Origin of the sequence: Maribacter thermophilus (genome assembly GCF_001020565.1) — a bacterium.
Classification (GTDB): Bacteria; Bacteroidota; Bacteroidia; order Flavobacteriales; family Flavobacteriaceae; genus Maribacter; species Maribacter thermophilus.
This window is the reverse complement of the sequence record NZ_LDAS01000001.1, coordinates 1,908,334-1,930,881: the sequence shown is the minus strand read 5'-3', so window position 1 is coordinate 1,930,881 and position 22,548 is coordinate 1,908,334. Positions and strand designations below refer to the sequence as shown.

At 37.7% G+C, this 22,548-nt stretch carries 22 protein-coding genes and 1 tRNA gene; 13 read left to right on the top strand and 10 right to left on the bottom strand.

What is annotated here, in order from left to right; translation table 11 throughout:
* The first annotated feature begins 6 nt into the window (after positions 1-6).
* Entirely contained in the window at positions 7-1,626 is a 1,620-nt protein-coding gene (locus AB657_RS08335) for a sodium:solute symporter (protein ID WP_047246073.1), read from the top strand.
* 234 nt (positions 1,627-1,860) lie between these two features.
* Here AB657_RS08335 and AB657_RS08330 read toward each other — a convergent pair.
* A tRNA-Arg gene (locus AB657_RS08330) sits at positions 1,861-1,934 on the bottom strand.
* Positions 1,935-2,016: 82 nt separating this feature from the next.
* On the opposite strand from AB657_RS08330, the gene AB657_RS08325 reads away from it, so the two are divergent.
* Entirely contained in the window at positions 2,017-2,529 is a 513-nt protein-coding gene (locus AB657_RS08325) for an adenine phosphoribosyltransferase (RefSeq protein ID WP_047246072.1), read from the top strand.
* Here AB657_RS08325 and AB657_RS08320 read toward each other — a convergent pair.
* From AB657_RS08320 to AB657_RS08310, 3 genes are all read right to left on the bottom strand, one after another.
* Positions 2,526-2,678 carry a hypothetical protein gene (locus AB657_RS08320; RefSeq protein WP_047246071.1) on the bottom strand — a complete coding sequence of 51 codons (153 nt, stop codon included), beginning with the start codon at positions 2,676-2,678 and terminating at the stop codon, positions 2,526-2,528. The two genes, AB657_RS08325 and AB657_RS08320, sit on opposite strands and share 4 nt — an antisense overlap.
* 586 nt (positions 2,679-3,264) lie before the next feature.
* Positions 3,265-4,923 (bottom strand): M56 family metallopeptidase, encoded by a 1,659-nt coding sequence (locus AB657_RS08315; protein WP_047246070.1) that lies wholly within the window; start codon positions 4,921-4,923, stop codon positions 3,265-3,267.
* Positions 4,924-5,283, bottom strand: coding sequence for a BlaI/MecI/CopY family transcriptional regulator (locus AB657_RS08310; protein ID WP_047246069.1), 360 nt, complete (start codon positions 5,281-5,283; stop codon positions 4,924-4,926).
* A 151-nt stretch (positions 5,284-5,434) separates the two neighbouring features.
* Between AB657_RS08310 and AB657_RS08305 the strand changes: the two genes are divergently transcribed.
* Positions 5,435-6,373: a calcium/sodium antiporter gene (locus AB657_RS08305; protein WP_047246068.1), complete on the top strand. Its 939-nt coding sequence runs from the start codon at positions 5,435-5,437 to the stop codon at positions 6,371-6,373.
* 77 nt (positions 6,374-6,450) lie between these two features.
* Here AB657_RS08305 and AB657_RS08300 read toward each other — a convergent pair whose 3' ends face one another.
* Positions 6,451-7,467: a glutamine synthetase beta-grasp domain-containing protein gene (locus tag AB657_RS08300; RefSeq protein ID WP_047247884.1), complete on the bottom strand. Its 1,017-nt coding sequence runs from the start codon at positions 7,465-7,467 to the stop codon at positions 6,451-6,453.
* 190 nt (positions 7,468-7,657) lie between these two features.
* Here AB657_RS08300 and AB657_RS08295 point away from each other — a divergent pair, with 190 nt between their 5' ends.
* The 6 genes from AB657_RS08295 to pyrF all read left to right on the top strand — a co-directional run bounded on the left by AB657_RS08295 (position 7,658) and on the right by pyrF (position 14,942).
* The gene (locus AB657_RS08295; RefSeq protein WP_047246067.1) at positions 7,658-9,844 is read left to right on the top strand and encodes a glutamine synthetase III family protein; all 2,187 of its coding nucleotides are present in this window, start codon (positions 7,658-7,660) and stop codon (positions 9,842-9,844) included.
* An 84-nt stretch (positions 9,845-9,928) separates the two neighbouring features.
* Positions 9,929-11,107, top strand: coding sequence for an AIR synthase related protein (locus AB657_RS08290; protein ID WP_047246066.1), 1,179 nt, complete (start codon positions 9,929-9,931; stop codon positions 11,105-11,107).
* A 56-nt stretch (positions 11,108-11,163) separates the two neighbouring features.
* Positions 11,164-11,607, top strand: coding sequence for a QcrA and Rieske domain-containing protein (locus AB657_RS08285; RefSeq protein WP_047246065.1), 444 nt, complete (start codon positions 11,164-11,166; stop codon positions 11,605-11,607).
* A 152-nt stretch (positions 11,608-11,759) separates the two neighbouring features.
* A complete protein-coding gene (locus tag AB657_RS08280; protein WP_052958659.1) occupies positions 11,760-12,758 on the top strand; it encodes an FAD:protein FMN transferase in 999 nt (332 codons plus the stop codon).
* Between the two features lie 215 nt (positions 12,759-12,973).
* Entirely contained in the window at positions 12,974-14,050 is a 1,077-nt protein-coding gene (gene prfA, locus AB657_RS08275; protein WP_047246064.1) for a peptide chain release factor 1, read from the top strand.
* A 70-nt stretch (positions 14,051-14,120) separates the two neighbouring features.
* A complete protein-coding gene (gene pyrF, locus AB657_RS08270) occupies positions 14,121-14,942 on the top strand; it encodes an orotidine-5'-phosphate decarboxylase (RefSeq protein WP_047246063.1) in 822 nt (273 codons plus the stop codon).
* Position 14,943: 1 nt separating this feature from the next.
* On the opposite strand, the gene AB657_RS08265 is transcribed toward pyrF, so the two are convergent.
* Entirely contained in the window at positions 14,944-15,138 is a 195-nt protein-coding gene (locus tag AB657_RS08265; RefSeq protein WP_047246062.1) for a hypothetical protein, read from the bottom strand.
* Between the two features lie 230 nt (positions 15,139-15,368).
* On the opposite strand from AB657_RS08265, the gene AB657_RS08260 reads away from it, so the two are divergent.
* A complete protein-coding gene (locus tag AB657_RS08260) occupies positions 15,369-16,175 on the top strand; it encodes an alpha/beta fold hydrolase (RefSeq protein WP_047246061.1) in 807 nt (268 codons plus the stop codon).
* A gap of 209 nt (positions 16,176-16,384) precedes the next feature.
* Here the strand turns inward: AB657_RS08260 and AB657_RS08255 are convergent, their stop codons facing one another.
* The 3 genes from AB657_RS08255 to AB657_RS18165 form a co-directional block, all read right to left on the bottom strand.
* The gene (locus AB657_RS08255; RefSeq protein WP_047246060.1) at positions 16,385-17,089 is read right to left on the bottom strand and encodes a DUF4197 domain-containing protein; all 705 of its coding nucleotides are present in this window, start codon (positions 17,087-17,089) and stop codon (positions 16,385-16,387) included.
* A 30-nt stretch (positions 17,090-17,119) separates the two neighbouring features.
* Positions 17,120-17,971, bottom strand: coding sequence for a formyltetrahydrofolate deformylase (purU, locus tag AB657_RS08250; protein ID WP_047246059.1), 852 nt, complete (start codon positions 17,969-17,971; stop codon positions 17,120-17,122).
* A gap of 108 nt (positions 17,972-18,079) precedes the next feature.
* On the bottom strand, positions 18,080-18,328 hold the full coding sequence (locus tag AB657_RS18165; protein ID WP_232304863.1) for a hypothetical protein: 249 nt from the start codon (positions 18,326-18,328) through the stop codon (positions 18,080-18,082).
* 263 nt (positions 18,329-18,591) lie between these two features.
* On the opposite strand from AB657_RS18165, the gene AB657_RS08240 reads away from it, so the two are divergent.
* The 3 genes from AB657_RS08240 (at position 18,592) to AB657_RS08230 (ending at position 21,352) form a co-directional block, all read left to right on the top strand.
* On the top strand, positions 18,592-19,050 hold the full coding sequence (locus AB657_RS08240) for an Lrp/AsnC family transcriptional regulator (protein WP_047246057.1): 459 nt from the start codon (positions 18,592-18,594) through the stop codon (positions 19,048-19,050).
* 112 nt (positions 19,051-19,162) lie between these two features.
* Positions 19,163-20,572, top strand: a complete 1,410-nt coding sequence (locus tag AB657_RS08235; RefSeq protein WP_047246056.1) for a hypothetical protein — start codon at positions 19,163-19,165, stop codon at positions 20,570-20,572.
* Positions 20,573-20,692: 120 nt separating this feature from the next.
* Complete coding sequence (locus tag AB657_RS08230) at positions 20,693-21,352, top strand: DUF1684 domain-containing protein (protein WP_316933213.1); 660 nt, start codon at positions 20,693-20,695, stop codon at positions 21,350-21,352.
* A 64-nt stretch (positions 21,353-21,416) separates the two neighbouring features.
* Here the strand turns inward: AB657_RS08230 and AB657_RS08225 are convergent, their stop codons facing one another.
* Entirely contained in the window at positions 21,417-22,484 is a 1,068-nt protein-coding gene (locus AB657_RS08225; protein ID WP_047246054.1) for an outer membrane beta-barrel protein, read from the bottom strand.
* Between the last annotated feature and the right edge of the window lie 64 nt (positions 22,485-22,548).

Here is a 22,548-nt window from a genome sequence, read left to right as displayed (position 1 = left end):
ATTATTATGAAACAATTAGATACATGGGACTGGGTAAGTATATCGTTATACTTTCTACTTCTGGTGGGTATAGCCATTTGGGTTATCCGTAAGAAGAAGGCAAATACAGAAGACTATTTTCTGGCAGGAAGAAATGTGGGATGGTTTGTAGTAGGGGCTTCTATATTCGCGTCCAATATTGGTTCTGAACATGTTGTGGGCTTGGCAGGTACAGGGGCAAGTAATAAGTTGCCTTTGTTAATTTATGAGGTACAGGCTTGGGTGGTCTTGATCTTGGGCTGGGTGTTTTTACCCTTTTATGCCCGTAGTGGGGTGTTTACCATGCCCGAGTTTTTAGAGAAGCGGTTTGATGCGCGCTCTAGATGGGTGCTCTCAATCTTTTCTATTGTGGCCTATGTGCTTACTAAAATATCGGTAACCATTTATGCTGGTGGCGTAGTGGTCTCCGCATTGCTTGGCATAGATTTTTGGACGGGTGCCATTGCCACCGTATTGTTAACAGGGGTGTATACCGTTTTGGGTGGTATGCGTGCTGTTGTGTATACAGAGACTTTGCAGGCCGTTCTTTTGATTATCGGGGCAGCTGTGCTAACTTTTATAGGTTTAGATAAAGTTGGTGGTTGGGGCAGTATGGTAGATACCTTGGGTCCTGAATATTTTAATATGTGGAGACCGGCAACTGATCCAGATTTTCCATGGCCTTCATTGTTGATTACAAGTACCATTGTGGGTATTTGGTATTGGTGTACAGATCAATATATAGTACAACGGGCATTGACAGCGCAAAACATTAAAGAAGGCAGAAGGGGAACCATTTTTGGGGCCTTGCTTAAACTTTTGCCTGTGTTCCTATTCTTGATACCGGGGGTGATCGCTCTTACCTTGAAAATGAGGGGAGAGTTACATTGGGAAAATGCAGATGAAGCGTTTCCTGTATTGATGAGCAATTTGTTGCCCTCAGGCTTAAGGGGATTGGTAGCGGCAGGTTTATTGGCGGCCTTGATGAGTTCGCTTGCCTCGGTCTTTAATTCATGCTCTACATTGTTTACTGTGGATATTTATAAAAAGCTAAAACCGAATGCCCCCGAGAAAAAATTGGTCAGAACCGGACAGATAGCGACGGTTTTTGTTGTGATTATCGGGATTATTTGGATTCCTATCATGGCAAATATTTCTGGGGTTCTTTATGAATACCTGCAAAGTGTACAGTCTTATATAGCCCCTCCGATTACGGCAGTCTTCTTATTGGGTATTTTCTATAAGAGAATTAATGCCACCGGTGCTTTTGCTACATTGATCATGGGTATCGTTGTAGCGTTTTTAAGAATTACTTTAGAGCTTACCAAAGGTAATTTTGATACGGATAGTTTTCTGTATCAATTGGGCGATATGAATTTTTTAAGCTTTGGAGCGTGGTTCTTCCTGTTCTGTATCCTATTTATTATAGTCGTAAGTCATTTAACAAAAGCACCGGATAGGGAACAGATCGTTAATTTAACTTTTGGGACCATCACGGAAGAAGAAAAGAAAAATAATAAGAGTAGTTACTCTTGGGTAGATATCGCTATTTCTGTAATCGTGGTTATTATCGTAATAGGGGTAATGATTTTCTTTAATGGGAAATAAAAAAATAAAAACGATTTTTATGAATAGATAAAAAGGTAGCTTATTAAGCTCCTCATGATTTAATTGAGGAAAATGAATATAAAGAAAAACCCCAGTATGCACTGGGGTTTTTGCTTTATAAGTAGTGACTTCGACAGGATTGTTTCACATCCTTAACGCTCCGCGCTGAAAATCAAAAAGGCACAAAATCAAAAAAGCAAGCTTTAAGATTTTGCTTGCTTTTCGATTTATTAGTGACCTCGACAGGATTCAAACCTGTAACCTTCTGAGCCGTAATCAGATGCGCTATTCAGTTGCGCCACGAGGCCATTTTTTAGCTATTTTAGCAATAGCGGGGTGCAAATATATTTCTTTTTACATTTACCACAAAATTAAGACCCTTTATAATACATGGATTTTAAAAGCTATATAAGAGATGTGCCCGATTTTCCTAAAAAAGGTATTGTTTTTAAAGACATAACTCCCTTACTTCAAGACTATAAGGCTTTAAAAGCTGCGTCGGAACATTTGGTAGATGGTCTACTTGAAACTAAAATAGATAAAGTAGTGGGTATGGAAAGTAGGGGGTTTCTTTTTGGGCCTATGCTGGCCGAACGATTGCAGGCCGGTTTTGTTCCCATTAGAAAACCTGGCAAATTGCCCTATAAAACGTTAAGCGAAGCGTATGATCTGGAATATGGTACCGATACCTTGGAGATTCATATAGACGGTATAGAAAAGGGAGAGAAAGTGCTAATTCACGATGATGTGCTGGCCACTGGCGGAACAGCAATGGCCGCAGGTAAATTGGTGGAGAAATTAGGAGGCGAAATTGTTCAATTTAGCTTTTTGATAGAACTTTCTTTTCTGAACGGAAGAGAAAAGATAAAATCGCATCCGGTTAATTCCTTGATAACATATTAGGATATAGCTTTGGTGGTAACAAAATACCGCCAGCCAATAATGGCCAATTGAAATTTACTGGCCTTTGACAAATCTATCCCTCTTTTTGAGTAGGAGGGAAGCAGTGCCTTGTTCAATTTTGCCAAAATCTTGAAGAATGTCTTTTTCAAAGAAAATGATTTTCACAAACATACAAAATTGTAAGCGATCACGTTACTTGGTCAGGACCTTGAAATTTAATGCTGGGGAAACCAGCTATTCTCATTTAGCTTTGTTTAAGGTTGTTGCTAGGGTTAAACGGACTGTTTTAATCGGTTTTATAGGTAGTGTACAACAAGCGTTATGAGTAGTAAAATAATAATTTTTAATAAGGTAATCATCTGTGTGGTTTTAGGTTGATTAAATTATTGTTCTAATATAAGTTTCGGTAAGATATATAAGTTGAATACTTCTGTACAAGAGATTTTGGATAAAATAATATTATTGCATACAATAATGTAAGTAAAATAATGTATTTTATTATGAATTTTATTTTTATACTTTGAATGATGTTTTAGAATGTAATATAAAATAGAGTATATTGTTTATTTTTTATATGTGTGAAGGGGGTATTTTGGGTTGTTTTCTATTTTGTAGAGCCGTTTCATTAAAAAAAATGCTTTTTTTGGTTACATTTCGTTCTTTGTACAAATAAAGAAGCCGCTACTTTATGTGCAGCGGCTCGTTACAAAAAGCAATCCTTTTAGAGCTGACAGATTATTTTTTGGTGGTTATTTCCACGACCCCATTTTTAGCTTTTTTGCCATATATTTTGATGGCGTATGCTCCTTTTAAAACATTCATCGAGGCAATTTTATTAGGGTCAAGTTGGTTTGCTTTTTTAGATGAGCTCTTTTTTCCGTCTATAAAATACAGTGGCTCTTTTCCGTTTATAGATATTGAATTTACAAAGGCCGAGTCGTTTTCTCTAATCTCGGTTATTTCTATAGTATGCTCTTCTTTATTTGTGTCAATGTCCTTTTTTGTGGTTATTTCCACAACACCATTTTTGGCCTTTTTCCCATATTTATTAGTAGCGTTATTGCCTTTTAAGACATTCATGGATGCAATTTTATCTGGATTAAGATTATTTACGTCTTTAGAGTTGGTCTCTTTTCCGTCAATGAAGAACATTGGTTGCTTGTTATCTTGCGATTTATATTTAAAAGAACTATTCTCCGTGGTCTCGGTAGTTTCTTCAACCTCGTTTTTTTTGTTTCCTATAAAAACACTGTTGTTTTCTGGATCTATCACAATATATGTTGGTGAAATAGTGTCGGTGTCTACGTTGGTGGAAAAGCTATTGTTGAACTCATTGGCACTATTTTTTCCTCCTGAGATGTCTAGGGACAACGCCGAGATTTCCCCATTCTTGTTTCTTGCCGTCGTGTAAGAGAAATCTATTTTCTCTTTTGCCAGGTCGTTTTTAATTTTGATAAGTTCTTGGTCGGTCGTGGTCTTGGTAATGACTATCTCAATACTTTTTTCAGTGCTGTTATAAGTAGTAAGGTTTTCAAATTTGTAGTCGTTTTTAATATTGAAACTTAAAAGGAACAACGCTAAAAAAGGCATAATAATAAGGCTTTTTAATGCTCTTGATTTTTTTGAAGGATGTTGATTGATCATGACAATTCGTTTTTTGATTAATGAATTAAAAAATGGATTTACTATAGATATATTGCCTTGGCCCATTACCTGTTTCAAAAGGATATATTGATATTCTTTTTTGTTGATATGCGATTTGCAGGTGGTGGCGTCCGCTAGAAATTCTAAATTTTCTTTTATGGATTTTCTGTACAGCCAAGCAATTGGGTTGAACCATTGTAATGCCAAAAACAGCTCCATTAATATGATATCGACAGAATGGTATTGGTTGGCGTGTACCTTTTCATGGTCTAGTATGGTGGCCAATTCTTTTTTCGAATGAAGGTTTGGGTTGTAAACAATCCATCTGAAAAATGAAAATGGTGAAATATTTTTAGCACTGCTAATATACAGGGTGTTATTATCGGCTTTTTTGGTCCCAGAGATAATAAGTTCTCGAAGATGCCGCATTTCCTTAATCAATCTATAGAAGAATAGAAGGGCTCCACAAATATATATGAAGGTAATACTGGAATAGAGGTAGTTAAGGTTCCAACTTTGATCTACTGTGGCCCTGGCAAAATTTATTGAGGAATGTTGGGAAGCTAGTTTTAAGATTACCGTTTTTGTAACATAGATCAGCGGTAATATTGTAGAAATAATGATTCCGGTAAATAGGAATAGCCTGTTGAAAAAGAAAAAGGTTTCCTTTTTTAATAAGAGTTGATAAACACCATAAAACAGTGTTAGTATACCGGCACATTTTAAAAGGTAGATTAAAAACGATTCCATTTATTTACGTTTTTCGATTAGCTCTATTATTTCTTGAAGTTCTTCAATCGATATTTTTTCCTCCTTAGCAAAGAACGATACCAAGTTTTTGTATGAGTTGTCAAAATAATCCACTATACTAGCGTTCACGAATTTTTTACGATAACTCTCTTTAGAAATTATGGGGTAGTATCTATGGGTTTTGCCAAAGGCTTCATGAGCCACATAATTTTTGTCCTCTAAATTTCTTACAATGGTAGAAAGTGTGTTGTAGTGTGGTTTTTCACCTTCTATCTCTGACATTATTTCCTTTACAAAGGCCTTTTTTAAGCGCCAGAGTATTTTCATTACCTCTTCTTCCTTGTTTGTTAATTTCTGCATTGTTGAAAAATGTTTTCTCAAAATTAAACTATTTTTTTAGTTATACAACTATTAAAATAGTTATTTAACTACTTTTTTAGTTGTGAATGCTTTTTTTTGTAGAAGAGATAAACCAAGACTGTTCCGTTATATTTGTAATCAAATAATTGTTATGCATAATTTTCTTTTTGTAGTGGCCGGTTTGGTATTGCTGATAGCAGGTGGTAACTGGTTGCTGAAATCGGCGGTAGATCTATCGTTAAAATTGAGTATACCAAAAATTGTAGTGGGTATGACCGTGGTGTCTTTTGCAACTTCGGCACCAGAGTTAATTGTAAGTGTAAATGCGGCCCTAGATGGTTTTCCCGATTTGGCCCTGGGTAATGTGGTAGGGTCTAATATTGCTAATTTAGGACTCGTCTTGGCGGTTACCATACTTTTAAGTCCTATTAATGTAAGTAGAAGTTTTTATACTACAGATTGGCCTGTGATGATGTTGGCTTCTGTGCTTTTCTTTTTCTTTATATATTTTGATGGCGTTCTGGCAAAGTATGAAGGTATTGTAATGGTCGCTTTTCTTTTTCTGTTCTTGGTATACCTACTTCGTTTTCAGAAGCCGGCTGTTATAGATCTTGAAGATGAGCCGGATGTAATGTTACCTACCTATAAAACGGTACTTTTTCTTGGATTGGGAGGTGTTTCGTTATGGGGAGGTTCAGAATTATTGATAAATGGCGCGGTGGGCCTTGCTACGGCTTTTGGTGTAAGCGAACGAGTAATTGCCATTACCATAGTATCGGTCGGTACCAGTATACCTGAGCTGGCGGCCTCTGTGATTGCCGTTATAAAGAAGGAAAAGGCTATCTCTTTGGGTAATTTGATAGGATCCAACATTTTTAATCTATTGGCCGTTTTGGGCATTACCTCTATAATAACCCCTATAAAAGTAGTAGATCAAGGTTTGTTGTCCAGTGATATTTTTTGGATGCTCGGAATTTCTTTTCTTATTCTACCTTTGGTCTTTTTTCCAAAAGGCCTTCGTTTGGGGTGGCGAGATGGTTTGTTACTTATAGGTATTTATTTGGGCTTTGTATATAGCACTATTGGTTAGTTAAATGAATATTTGGGTATAAAAAAAAGCACCTTGGAAACTCCAAGGTGCTTTTTATTATCAACAATTAATTAAAACTATATGTTTGCAGATTTAACTGTCTTAACAATTCTACCTGCAATTTTATATGGGTCTCCATTTGAAGCTGGTCTTCTGTCTTCCAACCATCCTTTCCAACCGCTTTCAACAGTTGCGATAGGAATACGAATAGAAGCTCCACGGTCAGATATTCCGTAGCTAAAGTCCGTTATGGCCGCAGTTTCGTGAAGTCCGGTCAAACGTTGGTCGTTAAACTCACCGTAAACCTCGATGTGTTCTTTGACAACTGGTCTAAAAGCTTCGCAAATTTTCTCGTATACAGCACGGTCTCCACAAGTTCTTAACGTAGAGTTAGAGAAGTTGGCGTGCATTCCAGATCCGTTCCAGTCCATATCCTTACCTAGTGGTTTTGGGTGGTACTCAATGTAGTAACCATAAGATTCTGTTAATCTATCCAATAGATATCGTGCAACCCACAACTCGTCTCCGGCTAATTTAGCACCTTTGGCGAACAACTGGAATTCCCATTGTCCACAGGCAACTTCTTGGTTTATTCCTTCAAAATTGATACCGGCCGCTATACAAAGATCTGCGTGCTCTTCAACAATATGTCTTCCGTGTGTATTTTTTCCGCCAACAGAACAATAGTACATTCCCTGTGGAGCTGGGTAACCACCTCTTGGAAAACCCAAAGGAAGTTCTGTAGCGCTATCCATTATAAAATATTCTTGTTCAAAACCGAACCAGAAATCGTTATCGTCATCATCGATCGTAGCTCTACCATTAGATACATGTGGTGTTCCGTCCGCATTAAGAACTTCGGTCATTACCAAGTAACCGTTTTTTCTTGCTGGATCTGGGAACAATGCAACAGGCTTTAATATACAGTCAGAAGAACCACCTTCGGCTTGTCTTGTGGAACTGCCATCAAAAGACCACATGGGACAGTCTTCTAATTTTCCGCCAAAGTCGTTCACCACTTTGGTTTTACTCCTCATGTTTTGGGTTGGGTAATATCCATCTAACCAGATGTATTCTAATTTTGTTTTGCTCATAATGTGATCGTTATGTTTAAATGAAAAAATGACAAACAAAAATACCTTTTTTGTGGTATTATATTCATTTTTTAGGGGGTAAATCACTAAAAAATGTAATAATTGTGTTTTACCCCCATTTTTTAGTGGGTATTTTGTCAAATATTTATTTTTGCAACGTAATTTTGACAAATTAATAATACAAAATACTATGTCCATACCCAGATTTGATGCAATTGCTCAAAGTTTTCAGAGAGAAACTATTTCTGTAGAGGAAAAAGGAAGGCGTTCAGAAATTTTTGGCGTCAACGTTTTTAACGAAGCAAAAATGCTTCAATATTTAACCAAAGACGCCTATGAGAGTTTAAAAGGGGCAGTTTTCTCAGGATCTAAGATCGATCGTAAAATAGCGGATCAAGTAGCGGAGGCAATAAAAGGATGGGCCATATCAATGGGGGCTACCCACTATACCCATTGGTTTCAGCCATTAACGGGTACTACGGCAGAGAAGCACGATGCATTTTTTGATCTTACCGTTGATGGTATAGCATTAGAAAAATTTGGGGGAGGACAGTTGGTGCAACAAGAGCCCGATGCTTCCAGTTTTCCTAACGGTGGTATCAGAAACACGTTTGAAGCTAGGGGGTATACCGCTTGGGACCCTACTTCACCGGCTTTTATATATGGTACAACATTATGTATACCTACCATATTTGTTTCGTACACAGGGGAGGCGTTAGATAACAAAGCACCATTGTTAAGGGCGTTGAGCGCTATAGATGAAGCGGCTACCAACGTTGCAAAATATTTTGATAAAAACGTTGCCAAGGTAAACGCGACCTTGGGGTGGGAGCAAGAATATTTTTTGGTCGATAAGGCATTGGCGCATTCGCGTCCTGATATTATTTTAACCGGTAGAACCTTGTTGGGCGAGGCCGCTGCAAAGGGACAGCAATTGGATGATCACTATTTTGGTGTGATTCCAAGACGAGTACTCAGTTTTATGAGTGATTTAGAAAAGGAGTGTACAAAATTGGGTATTCCCGTTAAAACTAGGCATAACGAAGTGGCTCCGAACCAATTTGAGTTGGCCCCTGTATTTGAAGAGGCAAACCTTGCGGTAGACCATAATCTTTTATTGATGGATGTAATGGACAAAATTGCAGACCGCCATCATTTAAAAGTACTTTTTCACGAAAAGCCCTTTTTAGGGGTCAACGGTTCGGGCAAGCACAATAACTGGTCATTATCTACAGACACAGGGGTTAATCTGTTGAGCCCTGGTTCTACACCTATGAAGAACCTGCAGTTTCTTACCTTTTTTGTGAATACCATAAAGGCGGTTGATACGTACGAAGAGTTGTTAAGGTCCTCCATTGCCTCTGCGGGTAATGACCATAGGTTAGGGGCCAATGAAGCTCCACCTGCAATTCTGTCAATTTTCATAGGTACGCAACTTAGCAATGTACTTGATGAATTGGAGGGTGTTTCCAAGGGTAAACTGTCACCTGAGGAAAAGACAGAATTGAAGTTGAACGTAGTGGGTAAAATCCCAGAAATTCTTTTGGACAACACCGATCGTAACCGTACTTCTCCTTTCGCATTTACCGGTAATAAGTTTGAGATGAGAGGGGTCGGCTCTAAGACCAATTGCGCCAAGCCTATGACCGTTCTTAATACAATTGTAGCAAAGCAGTTAAAGGATTTTAAGAAGGAGGTAGATGTGTTGATAGATAAAAAGGGACTGAAAAAGGATGAAGCCATTTTTAATGTATTGCGAGAGTATATCAAAACCTCTAAGAGAATTAGGTTCGATGGTGACGGATATAGCAAAGAATGGGAAAATGAAGCGCTAAAAAGAAAGTTGAGCCATAACAGGAACACCCCCGACGCTTTAAAGGTATTGTCTTCAAGTGATAGCATCAATCTCTTTAAGTCTATGAAGGTGATGAGCGAAGTGGAGTTGATGGCAAGAAAGGAAGTGGAGCTAGAGACCTATGTCATGAATCTACAGATCGAAGGTAGAATGTATGCAGAACTAGTGTATAACAGTGTGGTTCCGGCGGCGATAGCGTATCAGAACAAGTTGATAAAAAATGTTACCGGCCTAAAAGAAATATATGGTGCGGCGCATAAGAATTTTACGGTTATACAGTTGGCAATGATAGAGGAGATAGGAGAGCATTTGACAGCATTGAAAAAAATGACCGATGCTCTGACAGATGCCCAGAAAAAGGCCAATGCAATAACCGATACAGAAAAAAAGGCTATGGCTTACTGTAATAATGTTAAACCTTATTTCGACGAAATTAGAAAGTATTCAGATAAACTAGAAAAATTGGTGGAAGATAAGTTATGGCCACTTACAAAATATAGCGAGCTTCTTTTCATCAAATAAAGAGGGACGGACTTTTTTGCCCTAAGGTAGCTTTGGGCTTGGAGTTTCGTACAATTACCATATTTTTGCCACAAATACCAATTTATGTCCTCATCCCATAGCGAAAGATATAACCAGCGAGGCGTCTCGGCCTCAAAAGAAGATGTGCACAATGCCATTAAGAATATAGATAAAGGTCTGTTTCCGAAGGCTTTTTGTAAGATTGTCCCAGATTATTTAACAGGTGACGAGGACTATTGTTTGGTAATGCATGCCGATGGCGCAGGTACCAAATCATCACTTGCGTATATGTACTGGAAAGAAACTGGTGATTTATCGGTTTGGAAAGGCATTGCCCAAGATGCATTGATCATGAATATTGATGACCTGATTTGCGTAGGCGCTACGGACAATATTATGCTTTCATCTACTATAGGTCGAAATAAAAACAAAATTCCAGGAGAGGTTTTGTCGGCAATCATTAATGGTTCCGAAGAACTTATTAAAGAGTTGGAAGCTTATGGTATCACCATAAAGTCTACCGGTGGTGAAACTGCCGATGTTGGAGACTTGGTAAGAACAATAATTGTAGATTCTACGGTAACCGCTAGACTAAAAAGGGAAGATGTAATAGATAACGCAAATATTGGAGAAGGAGATGTGATCGTAGGGTTTGCTTCTTATGGCCAAGCGGATTACGAAAGTGAGTATAATGGTGGTATGGGCAGTAATGGACTTACATCTGCCCGGCATGATGTTTTTGCCAAATATCTGGCCGAAAAGTATCCGGAGAGCTACGATGCCGAAGTGCCGGCAGAATTGGTGTATTCGGGTAATGTAAAATTAACCGACACGGTCGAAGGTTCGCCATTGAATGCCGGTAAGCTGGTGTTATCACCTACTAGAACGTATGCGCCTATCGTAAAAAAGATTTTGTCAAAATACGACAAAAAAGATATTCATGGTATGGTTCATTGTAGTGGTGGTGCACAGACAAAAATTCTTCATTTTGTAGACGGGGTGCATATTATTAAAAATAACCTTTTTGAGGTGCCGCCTTTGTTTAAATTAATTCAAGAACAATCTGGTACGGATTGGAAAGAAATGTATCAAGTTTTTAATTGCGGCCATCGTCTAGAAATCTATACCAACCAAGATACTGCCCAAGATTTAATATCTATAGCCAATAGCTTCGGCGTAGAGGCCAAAATAATTGGAAAAGTAGAAGCGTCCCCGGCAAAAAAGCTGACCATAGAAAGCGAATACGGAATCTTTGAATATTAGGGTATACGAATTGCCCGATAACTGCGTTCTTTTATTATAAATATCGATGTCTTGCTATGGAAAGAAAACAGTTTTTAAAAAGTCTCGGTGCCGGTGCCGCTTTTGCCGTAACTTTTCCTTGTTTGGGGAGTTGTTCAAAAGATGATGGGGTAGAAGGTGATATTGTCGAAGAGCCCACAGGTGTGGATTTTACAATAGACCTAACTTCGCCCGAGGCAGCTAATTTAGCTGAAAATGGCGGGTTTATTTTAAAGAATTTGGTGGTAGTGGTAAGAAACTTGGAAGGTAATTTTGTAGCCGCAAGTCAGGTTTGTAGCCATGAAAGCTATGATGAAGTTAGGTTTGTAGATCAAGATGGCGGATTCTTTTATTGTGATGTTCATGGTTCACGGTTCGCTCAAGATGGTAGTAACCTGAACCAAGTGGACAGTAAAACGCCGAAACCGTTAAAAATTTATCAGACAGAGCTGGAGGGCGATATTCTCCGTGTATTCGAATAACCATGATTTTAGTTCCCAAATCTAAAAACCTTGAAACAAAAGTTTCTTTACTGTAATAATGCTGTTGATTTTATGGGCTTAAGTGCTTGGGGTATCATGTATGCCACCATGGTTGTACTTGGGCAGAATGTTTCACTTTTAAATATGGGTAAGTGAAACGACAATTAGTTACATTTTTTATATTCTGGACATTCTGTGTCTTTGGGCAAGAGAAGAATTACTTGACCGTAAAACAGTCAGTGTCATTAATGGGCGGGTCAATTGAAATTACCGTCGTTTCCGAGAACGAAGATCTAGGATATATAAATATTCAAGAAGCCGCAGGTGAGATTGGAAGAATAGAAAAGCTTATATCTTCATGGAACCCCGATTCTGAAACCTCATTGATCAATAAGAATGCGGGAATAAAACCGGTTTCGGTAAGTTTAGAGCTTTTTAAGCTTATAGAAAGGTGTAAACAAATTTCTGAAATTACCAATGGGGCTTTTGATATTACATATTCATCTTTGAACGATGTTTGGAAGTTTGATGGTTCAATGACATCAATGCCTACAAAGGACGAGATTAACAAGGCCATGTCAAAAGTGGGGTATCGCAATATAATTTTAGACGCTGGTAATAATAGTGTTTACCTAAACAAAAAGGGGATGAAAATTTCTTTTGGTGCGGTAGGAAAAGGATATGCGGTAGATAAGGCCAAAGAACTGTTGGTCTCGAAACAGGTAATAGCAGGGGTTATAAATGCATCCGGTGACATTACGACTTGGGGTACAAAGGCAAGTGGTGAAAAATGGTTGTTGGGTATTGCCAACCCAAATAATAAGAAAAGAATATTTACTTGGTTGCCCCTTTTGGAGTCTTCGGTGGCGACAACAGGGAATTCTGAAAAATTCATAAAGATAAACGGGGTAAAGTATAAAGATATTTTGGATCCTAGAACAGGTTATCCCATTAAGAAGGGCATTCAGAATGTGACCGTCTTTTCAAAAAGTGCAGAACTATGTGATGCTTTGGCGACGGCCATAATGGTCATGGGCAAAGATGAAGGTCTGTCATTAATAAACCAGCTGGGCGGTACAGATGTAATAATCGTAGACTCTAGCAATACCTTGTACAAAAGTGATGGTCTTCTGTTAGATAAAATACCATAGAATTCGCAGATCAAATCTTTTGGTTTTATAAGCGGACAAGCTATATTAAATAGCCTTTTCAAGTAATTTTTGGGTCTCTTTGATAAAACTGCATAGGCGAATTAACTCATTCGATTTAAGGTTTTGAACATGTGTAAAAATCAAAACAACATTTATTTCAAATTAATGTGATCAACAAATTTGTCGTAATTTCGCAAGACAAGTGAAGTAAGTACATGATAGATAAATTAAATATTGTAAAACAACGTTTTGATGAGGTTTCTGACCTTATTATTCAACCCGATGTTATTTCGGATCAGGTTCGTTATGTGAAATTGACCAAAGAATATAAAGATCTAAAAGATCTAATGGCAAAACGTGATGAATATTTGGAATTGACCAATAATATTGCCGAAGCGGAAGAGATCATTTCAGATGGTAGTGATGAAGAAATGCTAGAGATGGCCAAAATGCAGTTGGAAGAGGCCAAGGAAAAACTCCCAGCACTAGAAGACGAAATTAAGTTAATGTTGATCCCTAAAGATCCAGAAGATGCTAAAGACGTGGTTATGGAAATTAGGGCAGGAACCGGTGGTGACGAGGCCAGTATTTTTGCCGGAGATCTTTTTAGAATGTATACAAAATACTGTGAAAGCAAAGGCTGGAAAACCAATGTTATCGACCTTAGCGAAGGTACAAGTGGGGGTTACAAGGAAATACAGTTCGAGGTAACGGGCGAAGATGTTTATGGAACCTTGAAATTTGAAGCCGGGGTGCATAGGGTGCAAAGGGTGCCACAGACAGAAACCCAAGGAAGGGTGCATACAAGTGCGGCAACGGTAATGGTCTTGCCCGAAGCGGAGGATTTTGATGTTCAAATAGACCCCAAAGATGTTAGGATCGATTTTTTCTGTTCTTCTGGTCCAGGTGGGCAGTCGGTAAACACGACGTATTCGGCAGTGCGCTTGACCCACATTCCTACAGGTCTTGTAGCACAATGTCAAGATCAGAAATCACAACATAAGAACAAGGACAAGGCTTTTCGTGTGTTGAGGTCAAGATTATATGATTTGGAGCTGGCCAAGAAGCAAGAGGAGGATGCAGCAAAAAGAAACTCGCAGGTCAGCAGTGGAGACCGCTCGGCAAAAATTAGAACATACAACTACCCTCAAGGTAGGGTTACCGATCACAGAATAGGACTTACCCTTTATGATCTTTCCAATATTATTGATGGGGATATTCAAAAAATTATCGACGAGCTAAGTTTGGTAGAAAACACCGAGAAATTAAAAGAAGCTTCCGATATATTTTAATTATATCTTCTAAAAAAAACAAAACAGCCTTTATGGTTGCTCAATTTGGAAGGGGGTTATATAAAACACTATGACGACGCAAGATTTAATAGAACAGATACATAAAAAGAAATCTTTTTTGTGTATTGGCCTTGATACGGATTTAGACAAGATACCGTCTCATTTATTGAACGAAGAAGATCCTATCTTTTCCTTTAATAAAGCTATAATAGATGCAACCCATCATTTGTGCGTTGCTTATAAGCCAAATATCGCATTTTATGAGGCGTATGGTATAAAGGGATGGCAAGCTTTGGAAAAGACCATCGATTATCTTAACAAGCATTATCCTGAACAATTTACCATTGCCGATGCCAAGCGTGGAGATATCGGTAATACTTCGGCAAGATATGCCAAGGCCTTTTTTGAGGATTTGGCTTTTGATTCTATTACAATCGCCCCATATATGGGAAAAGATTCGGTAGAACCATTTTTGTCGTTTAAGAATAAGCATACCATTCTTTTGGCCTTAACATCCAATGTTGGTGCTTTTGATTTTCAGACAAAGAAAGTTGGAGGGAACGAACTTTATAAAGAGGTCCTAGAGGTTTCAAAAACATATGAAGGGGCAGAAAACCTTATGTATGTAGTGGGGGCAACGAAAGCTGAATACTTATCGGAAATTCGAGAAATAGTGCCCAAAAGTTTTCTTTTGGTTCCTGGGGTAGGAGCACAAGGGGGCAGTCTAAAAGAGGTATGTAAATATGGCATGACCAAAGAGGTAGGTCTATTGGTGAACTCTTCGAGAGGTATAATTTATGCCTCTGACGGAAAAGAGTTCGCTATTGCCGCCCAAAAGAAAGCCGAAGAACTGCAAATGCAGATGCAAGAGGAGCTCAACAATTTAAAATAGCTTATACCAGACTCTCTAAAGCCTTTTGAAGTTTCTTGGCCTTTTGTTCAAAAAAATCGCCCAATTTTGTGTTGGTGTACTCAATGTTAGAGGCCTTGTCCAAAAAATTTTGGTATTGATATTCCAACATGGTTACGGTATCTGCCTTGGCTGTAATTGGGGTAACCGATCCTACTCTACAATATTGCTTTTCCATAATAATAATTTGTTCTTACAAATATACGGGCAGAACAAGGTTTTGGATGTTGACAGGTAGTGTTATACATCTAATAATGGTGCAATTTGTCTTTTTTTTAACATTAACCTCATATTATCATTAAAAAGAAGGCTGTTAGCATATAATTATGACATTGGCAGGTTTACATTAAGAAAAGAATCTATACATTGTAGGCTGCATTAAATTTAAGGTAGGTAAGAGTACATACATTGTTAAATTATACTAAGTACATACATAGGGAATCTAGTACGTGGGTTACGTTTGTTCATGGAGCTGGCGGAAGTTCTTCCATATGGTACAAACAAGTGCGGGAGTTCAAAAGGTACTATAATGTGTTGTTGTTGGATTTAAGGGGGCATGGCGGTTCGCAAGCAAAGCCCAAAGACCCTTTGGAGCCGGACTATACCTTTAATGACGTTACCGACGATATATTAAGGGTGATCGATCATGAGTCTATAGATAAATCCCATTTTATAGGTATTTCTTTAGGTACTATATTGATAAGAAACCTTGCGGAGCATCACCCGCATAGGGTAGAGAGTTTGGTAATGGGAGGGGCCATTATGAAACTAGATCTGAGATCTCGTTTTCTAATTCGTTTAGCTACCATAATTAAGCCGCTAGTGCCTTATTTATGGCTATATAAGCTTTTTGCATTTATTATGATGCCACATAGAAACCATAAAGAATCACGAATGTTGTTTGTTAATGAGGCAAAGAAACTTTGTCAGGACGAGTTTGATAGATGGTTTAAACTTACGGCAGATGTACGACCTCTTTTAGAGGTTTTTAGACGTAAGGATATTGGGGTACCTACTTTGTATATCATGGGAGAGGAAGATTATCTCTTTTTGCCCACCATAAAAAAAATTTCAGCCGAACAAGAGAATACAAATCTTTTTATTATCCAAGATTGCGGACATGTAGTAAATGTTGAACAACCAGAACTTTTTAATAGAATGGTCATCGGGTATTTTGTTGGAATGGAAAACCATATGGAAAGTCTATTGGTGTAATACAAGCCCATATGGCCAAAAAAGGTCCTAAAAAGAAAAAACCGATGCTCCCATCGGTTTTTTAACTAACTAACTCAAAAAATACTAACTCAAAAAACTGAAAATAAGAATTTTGCTCACTTAAAGGTATCTGGCTAATAAATGGCTGATACTTAAAAATTTAACGCATTACGGACAGATATATTGTGGTAAATGTTAAAAAAATATTTTTAGTCCTGTAAAGCGAAGACTTTACGCAGTAAATCAGTTGTTCTGGACGATGCTTTGGTCCTTATTTCTTGCTCTTCTATTGCTATCATTGTAAATACCCCATCAAGTGCCTCGTTGGTAACATAATCCGTTAAATCGGGGTTTACATCATTTGTTAAGGGAATAGAATTGTATTTACTGATCAGGTTGCTCCATATTTGGTCGGCACCTACTTTTTCAAAAGACGATTTTATAACGGGGTTAAATTTGTTATAAAGCTCGGTTTGTGTTTTTTCCATTAAATACGTAGTGGCCGCTTTGTCGTCACCAAGTAATATGGATTTGGCATCGTTGAACGACATTTCCTTGACGGCATTCACGAAAATTGGGGTCGCTTCCGAAACGGCATCTTCGGCAGCCCTGTTTAGAACTTTTAACCCTTCATCGGCCAAATTACCTAAACCGATATCCCTCAAAGTTTTATCTACTTTGGCAAGTTCGTCGGGCAATAGGATTTTTACCAGTTCATTTTTGTAGAATCCGTCGGTTTTGGTCAATTTACTTACCTGTTCGGTAATGCCCTTGTCCAAGGCCGCTTTTAATCCATTGGCAATTTCTTCGTTCCCAAGAGTGGTGCCCGAAGGTAATTGGTTTACTACTTGTTGTAACTCGGTACAGGAAACCATCATAAGAATGGTAAAGGCGAAACTTAATTTTTTAATCATGTTCTTTAAATTATTGTATGCTAAATAGGGTTACGAGAAAATTATCGTTTTATTGTTGTAGACCATCGTTTTTCTTAAAACATGTAGTTTAACCGCTCTTGAAAGCACTATTTTTTCAAGGTCGCGCCCCTTGCTTATAAAGTCTGAAATGGTATGGGTGTGCGATACGGTGGTGACATCTTGTTCTATGATCGGTCCGGCATCTAGCTCTTCTGTTACATAATGGCTTGTTGCCCCGATGATTTTAACTCCTCTTTTAAATGCTGCATGGTAAGGTTTTGCTCCTGCAAATGCGGGTAAAAAAGAGTGGTGGATGTTTATAATTTTATTGGGGTACTCATTTATTAATGTACTGCTTACTATTTGCATATATCTTGCAAGTACAATAAAATCTACCTTGTATTTCTTTAATAGGCTTAATTGCTCCGCTTCACCTTCTTCCCTGTTTTCCTTTGAAAAAGGAACGTGGAAATAGGGAATGTTAAACTGGTCGGCAACGTATTTTAAATCGGGGTGGTTACTTAAAATGAATGGGATTTCAACAGAAAGTTCACCAGAATTAAACCTGCTCAACAAATCATAAAGACAATGATTGTATTTGGATACAAATAATGCCATTTTTGGTTTTGACGAATCTGTATGTATACTCCATTCCATCTTATAATTGACAGCCAACTCTTTTTGAAAATTTTTCTTTAAGAGTTCTAGGTTAAATCCATCACCGTCAAAATCGCTTTCTAGCCTCATAAAAAATACATCGGCAGATTTGTCTACGTGTTGGTCTAGGTAAATAATGTTGCCATTGTTGGCGTGTATAAAACCGGTAACAGAACTGATGATTCCCTTTTGATCAGGACAATTAATGAGTATGACTACTTTCAAATCTTGAGTTTTAGACTTCAAAAATAACTCATAATGTCATATAATATTGTAAGAAGCCCCATTACAAGCTTAAGTGTCCAAAAATATTGATAAGCCGTACAACCGTATTTATCGTAAGGATCTTTTCCATTTACGATAGTGCTTTCTAAAGCTTTTTATCTCTGATCGTAAAAGATTAAGGTATTCTATTTCTTTGACCCCATCTTTTTCAAGGCCCATGCAGTAAGAGTTTATATTTCTGATCATAATGTTAATGAACGAAATATTTTTTAAACGCTCGGAACTGCACTTTGAGGCTTCGACAAGTGCAATTTTTTGAGGTATTAAGATGCTATCCGTTAGTATAGAATTTGCCATAATGTCCCTTAGGCTATTAGATTCGTAAAGTCTAAGTAGATCTTTGTTAAATGTGACGTAAGAAGCTATCTCCCTACTAATTTTACAAAGTTCAAGGGCTTTTTTGTATACGGGAATATGTCTTAAATTTTTGTTTGACACGTTCGGTTCTATTTAAAGAATGATTACATAAAATTACCACAGAATAATCATATTATACTTTTGATTACAAAGCTATTTTGTAATTTTACTTTTGATACGAAATATTATTTTTAATTTAGGGTGTGAGTGTAAAGATAGATGAGTTAAATTGGAGAATACTTCAAAAACTACAGAGCAATGCTAGGGAATCCTTTGCCAATATTGGTCGGGCAATTGGATTAACGGCACCAGCGGTTGGCGAACGTGTAAAAAAAATGGAGGATATAGGTGTTATTAAAGGGTATCATGCAGAGGTATCCCATTCTCTTACCGGGCATCAATTGCAGGCGATCGTAACTTTAAGGGCTTTTATGGGGAAGCTAAAACCTTTTTTGGCTCTAGTGCATACCTTTGATGAAGTCGTGAATTGTTATAGGATCACGGGAAATGAAAACATTGTCATGGAAGTAGTGCTAAAGGATCAATTTCATTTAGAAAGATTTATAGATAAGCTAATTCAATACGGAGAAACAAGGACCAATATTGTTCTTTCGCAAGTAATTTCCAATGCCCCGATACTCAAGGTTAAGACCGATTTATAGAGGTCATGAAAATTGACGAGAGTTTAATTGACCGATCTAGTAAATTTATAACTCGATAAATGGCTACTTTTAGCCGTAAGATTTTGGCTAGATTTTTGATGTTCTCAATTATATGAAAAAATACTTATTTATATTTTCGGTATTGTTGCCCATACTTACTTTTTCGCAACAATTAAAACTTGCTAAAGGAGCTGTTAACGACAGTTTGGTAGTGAATGGTACAGATGAAACCTTTGCCCTTTATCTTCCAACTTACTTTGAAATGACAAAAACATGGCCAGTGTTGTTTGTAATGGATATGAAGGGTAGAGGAAAACAAAGTCTTTCTATGTTTAGGGAAGCAGCTGAAGAAGAGGGGTATATTTTGGCAGGTTCAAATAGTACGAACGACACCTTGAGCCTTTCAGAAAATGTACTTGTGGCCAATAGAATGTTAAACGCAGTTTATCAAATGATCCCTATACACAAAGAACGTAATTATGTTGCAGGTATAGGTGATGGTGGAAGGTTTGCTTCTTTGTTGCCAACTTTTATAAAAGATGTTAACGGGGTTATTACCTGCGGGGCGTCTATGGCAAATGTAGAAGTGCTCAGTTCTAAGAATCCGTTCTATTTTATAGGTATAGTTGGTAGGGGAGATTACAATTATCGAGAGGTTATAGAAACAAAACGGGTATTGGATAGGTTGAAATTTTCCAATCTGGCCATGATTTTTGAAGGTGATCAACAGTGGCCTCCAAATAGTGAGGTTTCACGGGCCTTAAGAATCTTCACTTTGTCTGAAATGGCAAAAGGGCATCTTAAAAAGAATGATAGTGTTATCCGTGATTTTTACACAAGCTCTTTGGTTAAGGCAAACAATTTATTTTCTGAAGGAAACCCTTTATTGGCCGATAACGTTTTAAAAAATACGATTCAGGTGTATCATCCCTTTGGTAATCTTGACTCTCTTAAGACTACCCAAAAATTATTGCGCCGAAGCAAGGTTTATAAGGACGGGAAAAGGGATCAAAACAATTATTTTTTAAAGGAATCTTTAATAAAGGAAGATTATAATTATTACCTCGAAGAAGATATAATTACCTATAATTATAATAATCTAGGGTGGTGGAACTTTCAGATGGAAGAACTGGATAAGATGAAAGAAAGTGCCAATATGTTCGAAAAGAGAATGGGTAGTAGGTTAAGGGGATATATAAATGCCTTAATTTCAGATAATATTAATATGATAGCTGGTGATGAGGAGGTCGATGTAGAAGCATTGAATTTTTTGTATATGCTTAAGACGATTACAGAACCTAAAGATCCTGAAGGTTACTTAAAAGTTATATCTCTTAGCTCTAAGATTGAAGATTTTGGTACGGCCTTGTTTTATTTGGAAGAGTTGTTAAAAACAGGGTATAATGACAAACAAACACTTTATACGTTGGAGGATACGGCCTTGTTGAGAATTACCCCAGAGTTTAACGAGTTGGTACACAAGTATCTTAAAGATGCTAGGTACGATGTAATAGAGGAGTAGGCGGGTCTGTTTACAGGTGGTGCAGAAATAGATTAACAATAACTGGCTTGACCTTGTTTGTTTATTGGGGGCCTTTATTAATGTTAAACATGCAGATTGTGTAATTTTGTTATAAATATCATGATGATGAGAATACATATATTGCGAACCGTTTTTCTGGTTTCATTTTTGATAAGCTGCAAGGGTGAAAAAAAATATCACGATCAGCAACAAGATGATCTAGTAGAGGTTGCAACGGATAAAATTGCCGATATACTTAAGTTTCAACATCAACTTAACGAAGATTTTAAGAATCCCGACAAGTCCCCTTTGCCCGATAGGTACCGTAAAGACTTCGAGGGTCTTGACTTTTTTGCCCCGGATACGAACTATGTTGTACAGGCTCGTTTAGTCAGAACGCCCAGTGCCCTTCCTTTTTTAATGTCCACTACTGGCGGCGAAAAATCTAAAGAAATGGTATACGGAGTGTTGAAATTTGTCTTGAACGGGAAAAATTTTGAACTTCAAGTTTATCAAAATGAAGAACTTATGTTGGAAGAGGGGTATGAGGATTATCTTTTTCTGCCATTTTCAGATCTTACCAATGGTAATGAAACTTATGAGGGAGGACGTTATCTAGATTTAAGAATACCTGAGGGAGATGAGATTATACTCGATTTTAATAAGGCTTATAATCCTTACTGTGTGTATAACAAGAAGTATTCTTGTCCTATTGTTCCGCCGGTAAATAATTTGGATACCAAGATTTTGGCTGGAGTAAAAAAATTTGATAAAAAGTAAAAAACCCGACATAAAGTCGGGTTTTTTCATGCTAAAAACTATAAAATCAATTGTGTATAAATTCTTAGAAAGAATAAACAGCGGCCAAAACAAAGGAAGATAAGCTGCTCATGGCTTCTCCGTCTCCATTTACGAATGTTGTATCCTCTGAAGTACTGTCCAATCTTAATTCTGGCTTAATTATTAGGTTACCGATTGTTGCACTACCTGTTAATGTTACGGCAAATACACTGGCATCACCGTCAGCATCGGAAGCGCCGATGGCCCCAAAGAAATCGGTTTCGGTAAAGTACTCGCCTCTCAACCCTATGGTAAAGGTGTCGGATGTGGCCAATTGTGGGTATACCGCAACACCTGCAAAACTACCTATATTGTCATCTTCGTCTCCACTAAAATAAGCAGCGTTCAATCCAAGGAAAAAAGAATCGGATAAATCAAATCCACCTGTGTAGTCTATTTCATAAGAACCATTGTCTATCAAAAGGTTTGCATATTGTCCGCTGTACCCTAATTGTACACCGTAAGCATACTGGCCGGTAGGGTTAAACTCGGTCAGGTCGGTCGGGTTCATAACCGCCAACATTAAGCTGAAATCATCAGATATTGCAAAATCTGCTTTTAGACCTGTATGCGAGAATGGTCCCCAAGAGAATAGATAAGAAGTACTGTAGTTAAAGTTGGCTACTGGAGAAATTACTTCGTATCCTAAGAAGGTATTGAAGTTACCAAAAGTAAGCGTTACCGCGTCGCTTACATTCCAGTAAGCATACAGCTGGTTTACAATATCACCTGTAGAGGAGTACATGGGTGAAGCAAATATGGCATCGGTTCCTCTTGGGCCAAATACCAGGTCAGCTACAAATCCAACTTTTTCCCCTTCATAGGTCGCTACTACATTGGCCATGCCCAAGGCAAAACCAGGTAAGTTTGCAAAGGCACTACCGGGTGCCTGTGCATCTACTCCATTGCCAGCATTCAAGTTTGCCCTGTAATAGGCATCTATAGATCCGCTTAAACTGAATTTTGGAGAGGTTTCTTCTTCTTCCTGTGCTACAACTGTTGCAATAGAAAAAATAAAAATTGTGCTAAAGATTAAATTTTTTACGAATTTTGTATTTATAATCATTTTCATAAGTTTAAATTTTGAATCCTGGGAGGGATTGTATTTAGAAAAATTGTTTAGAATCTTTGAAAAG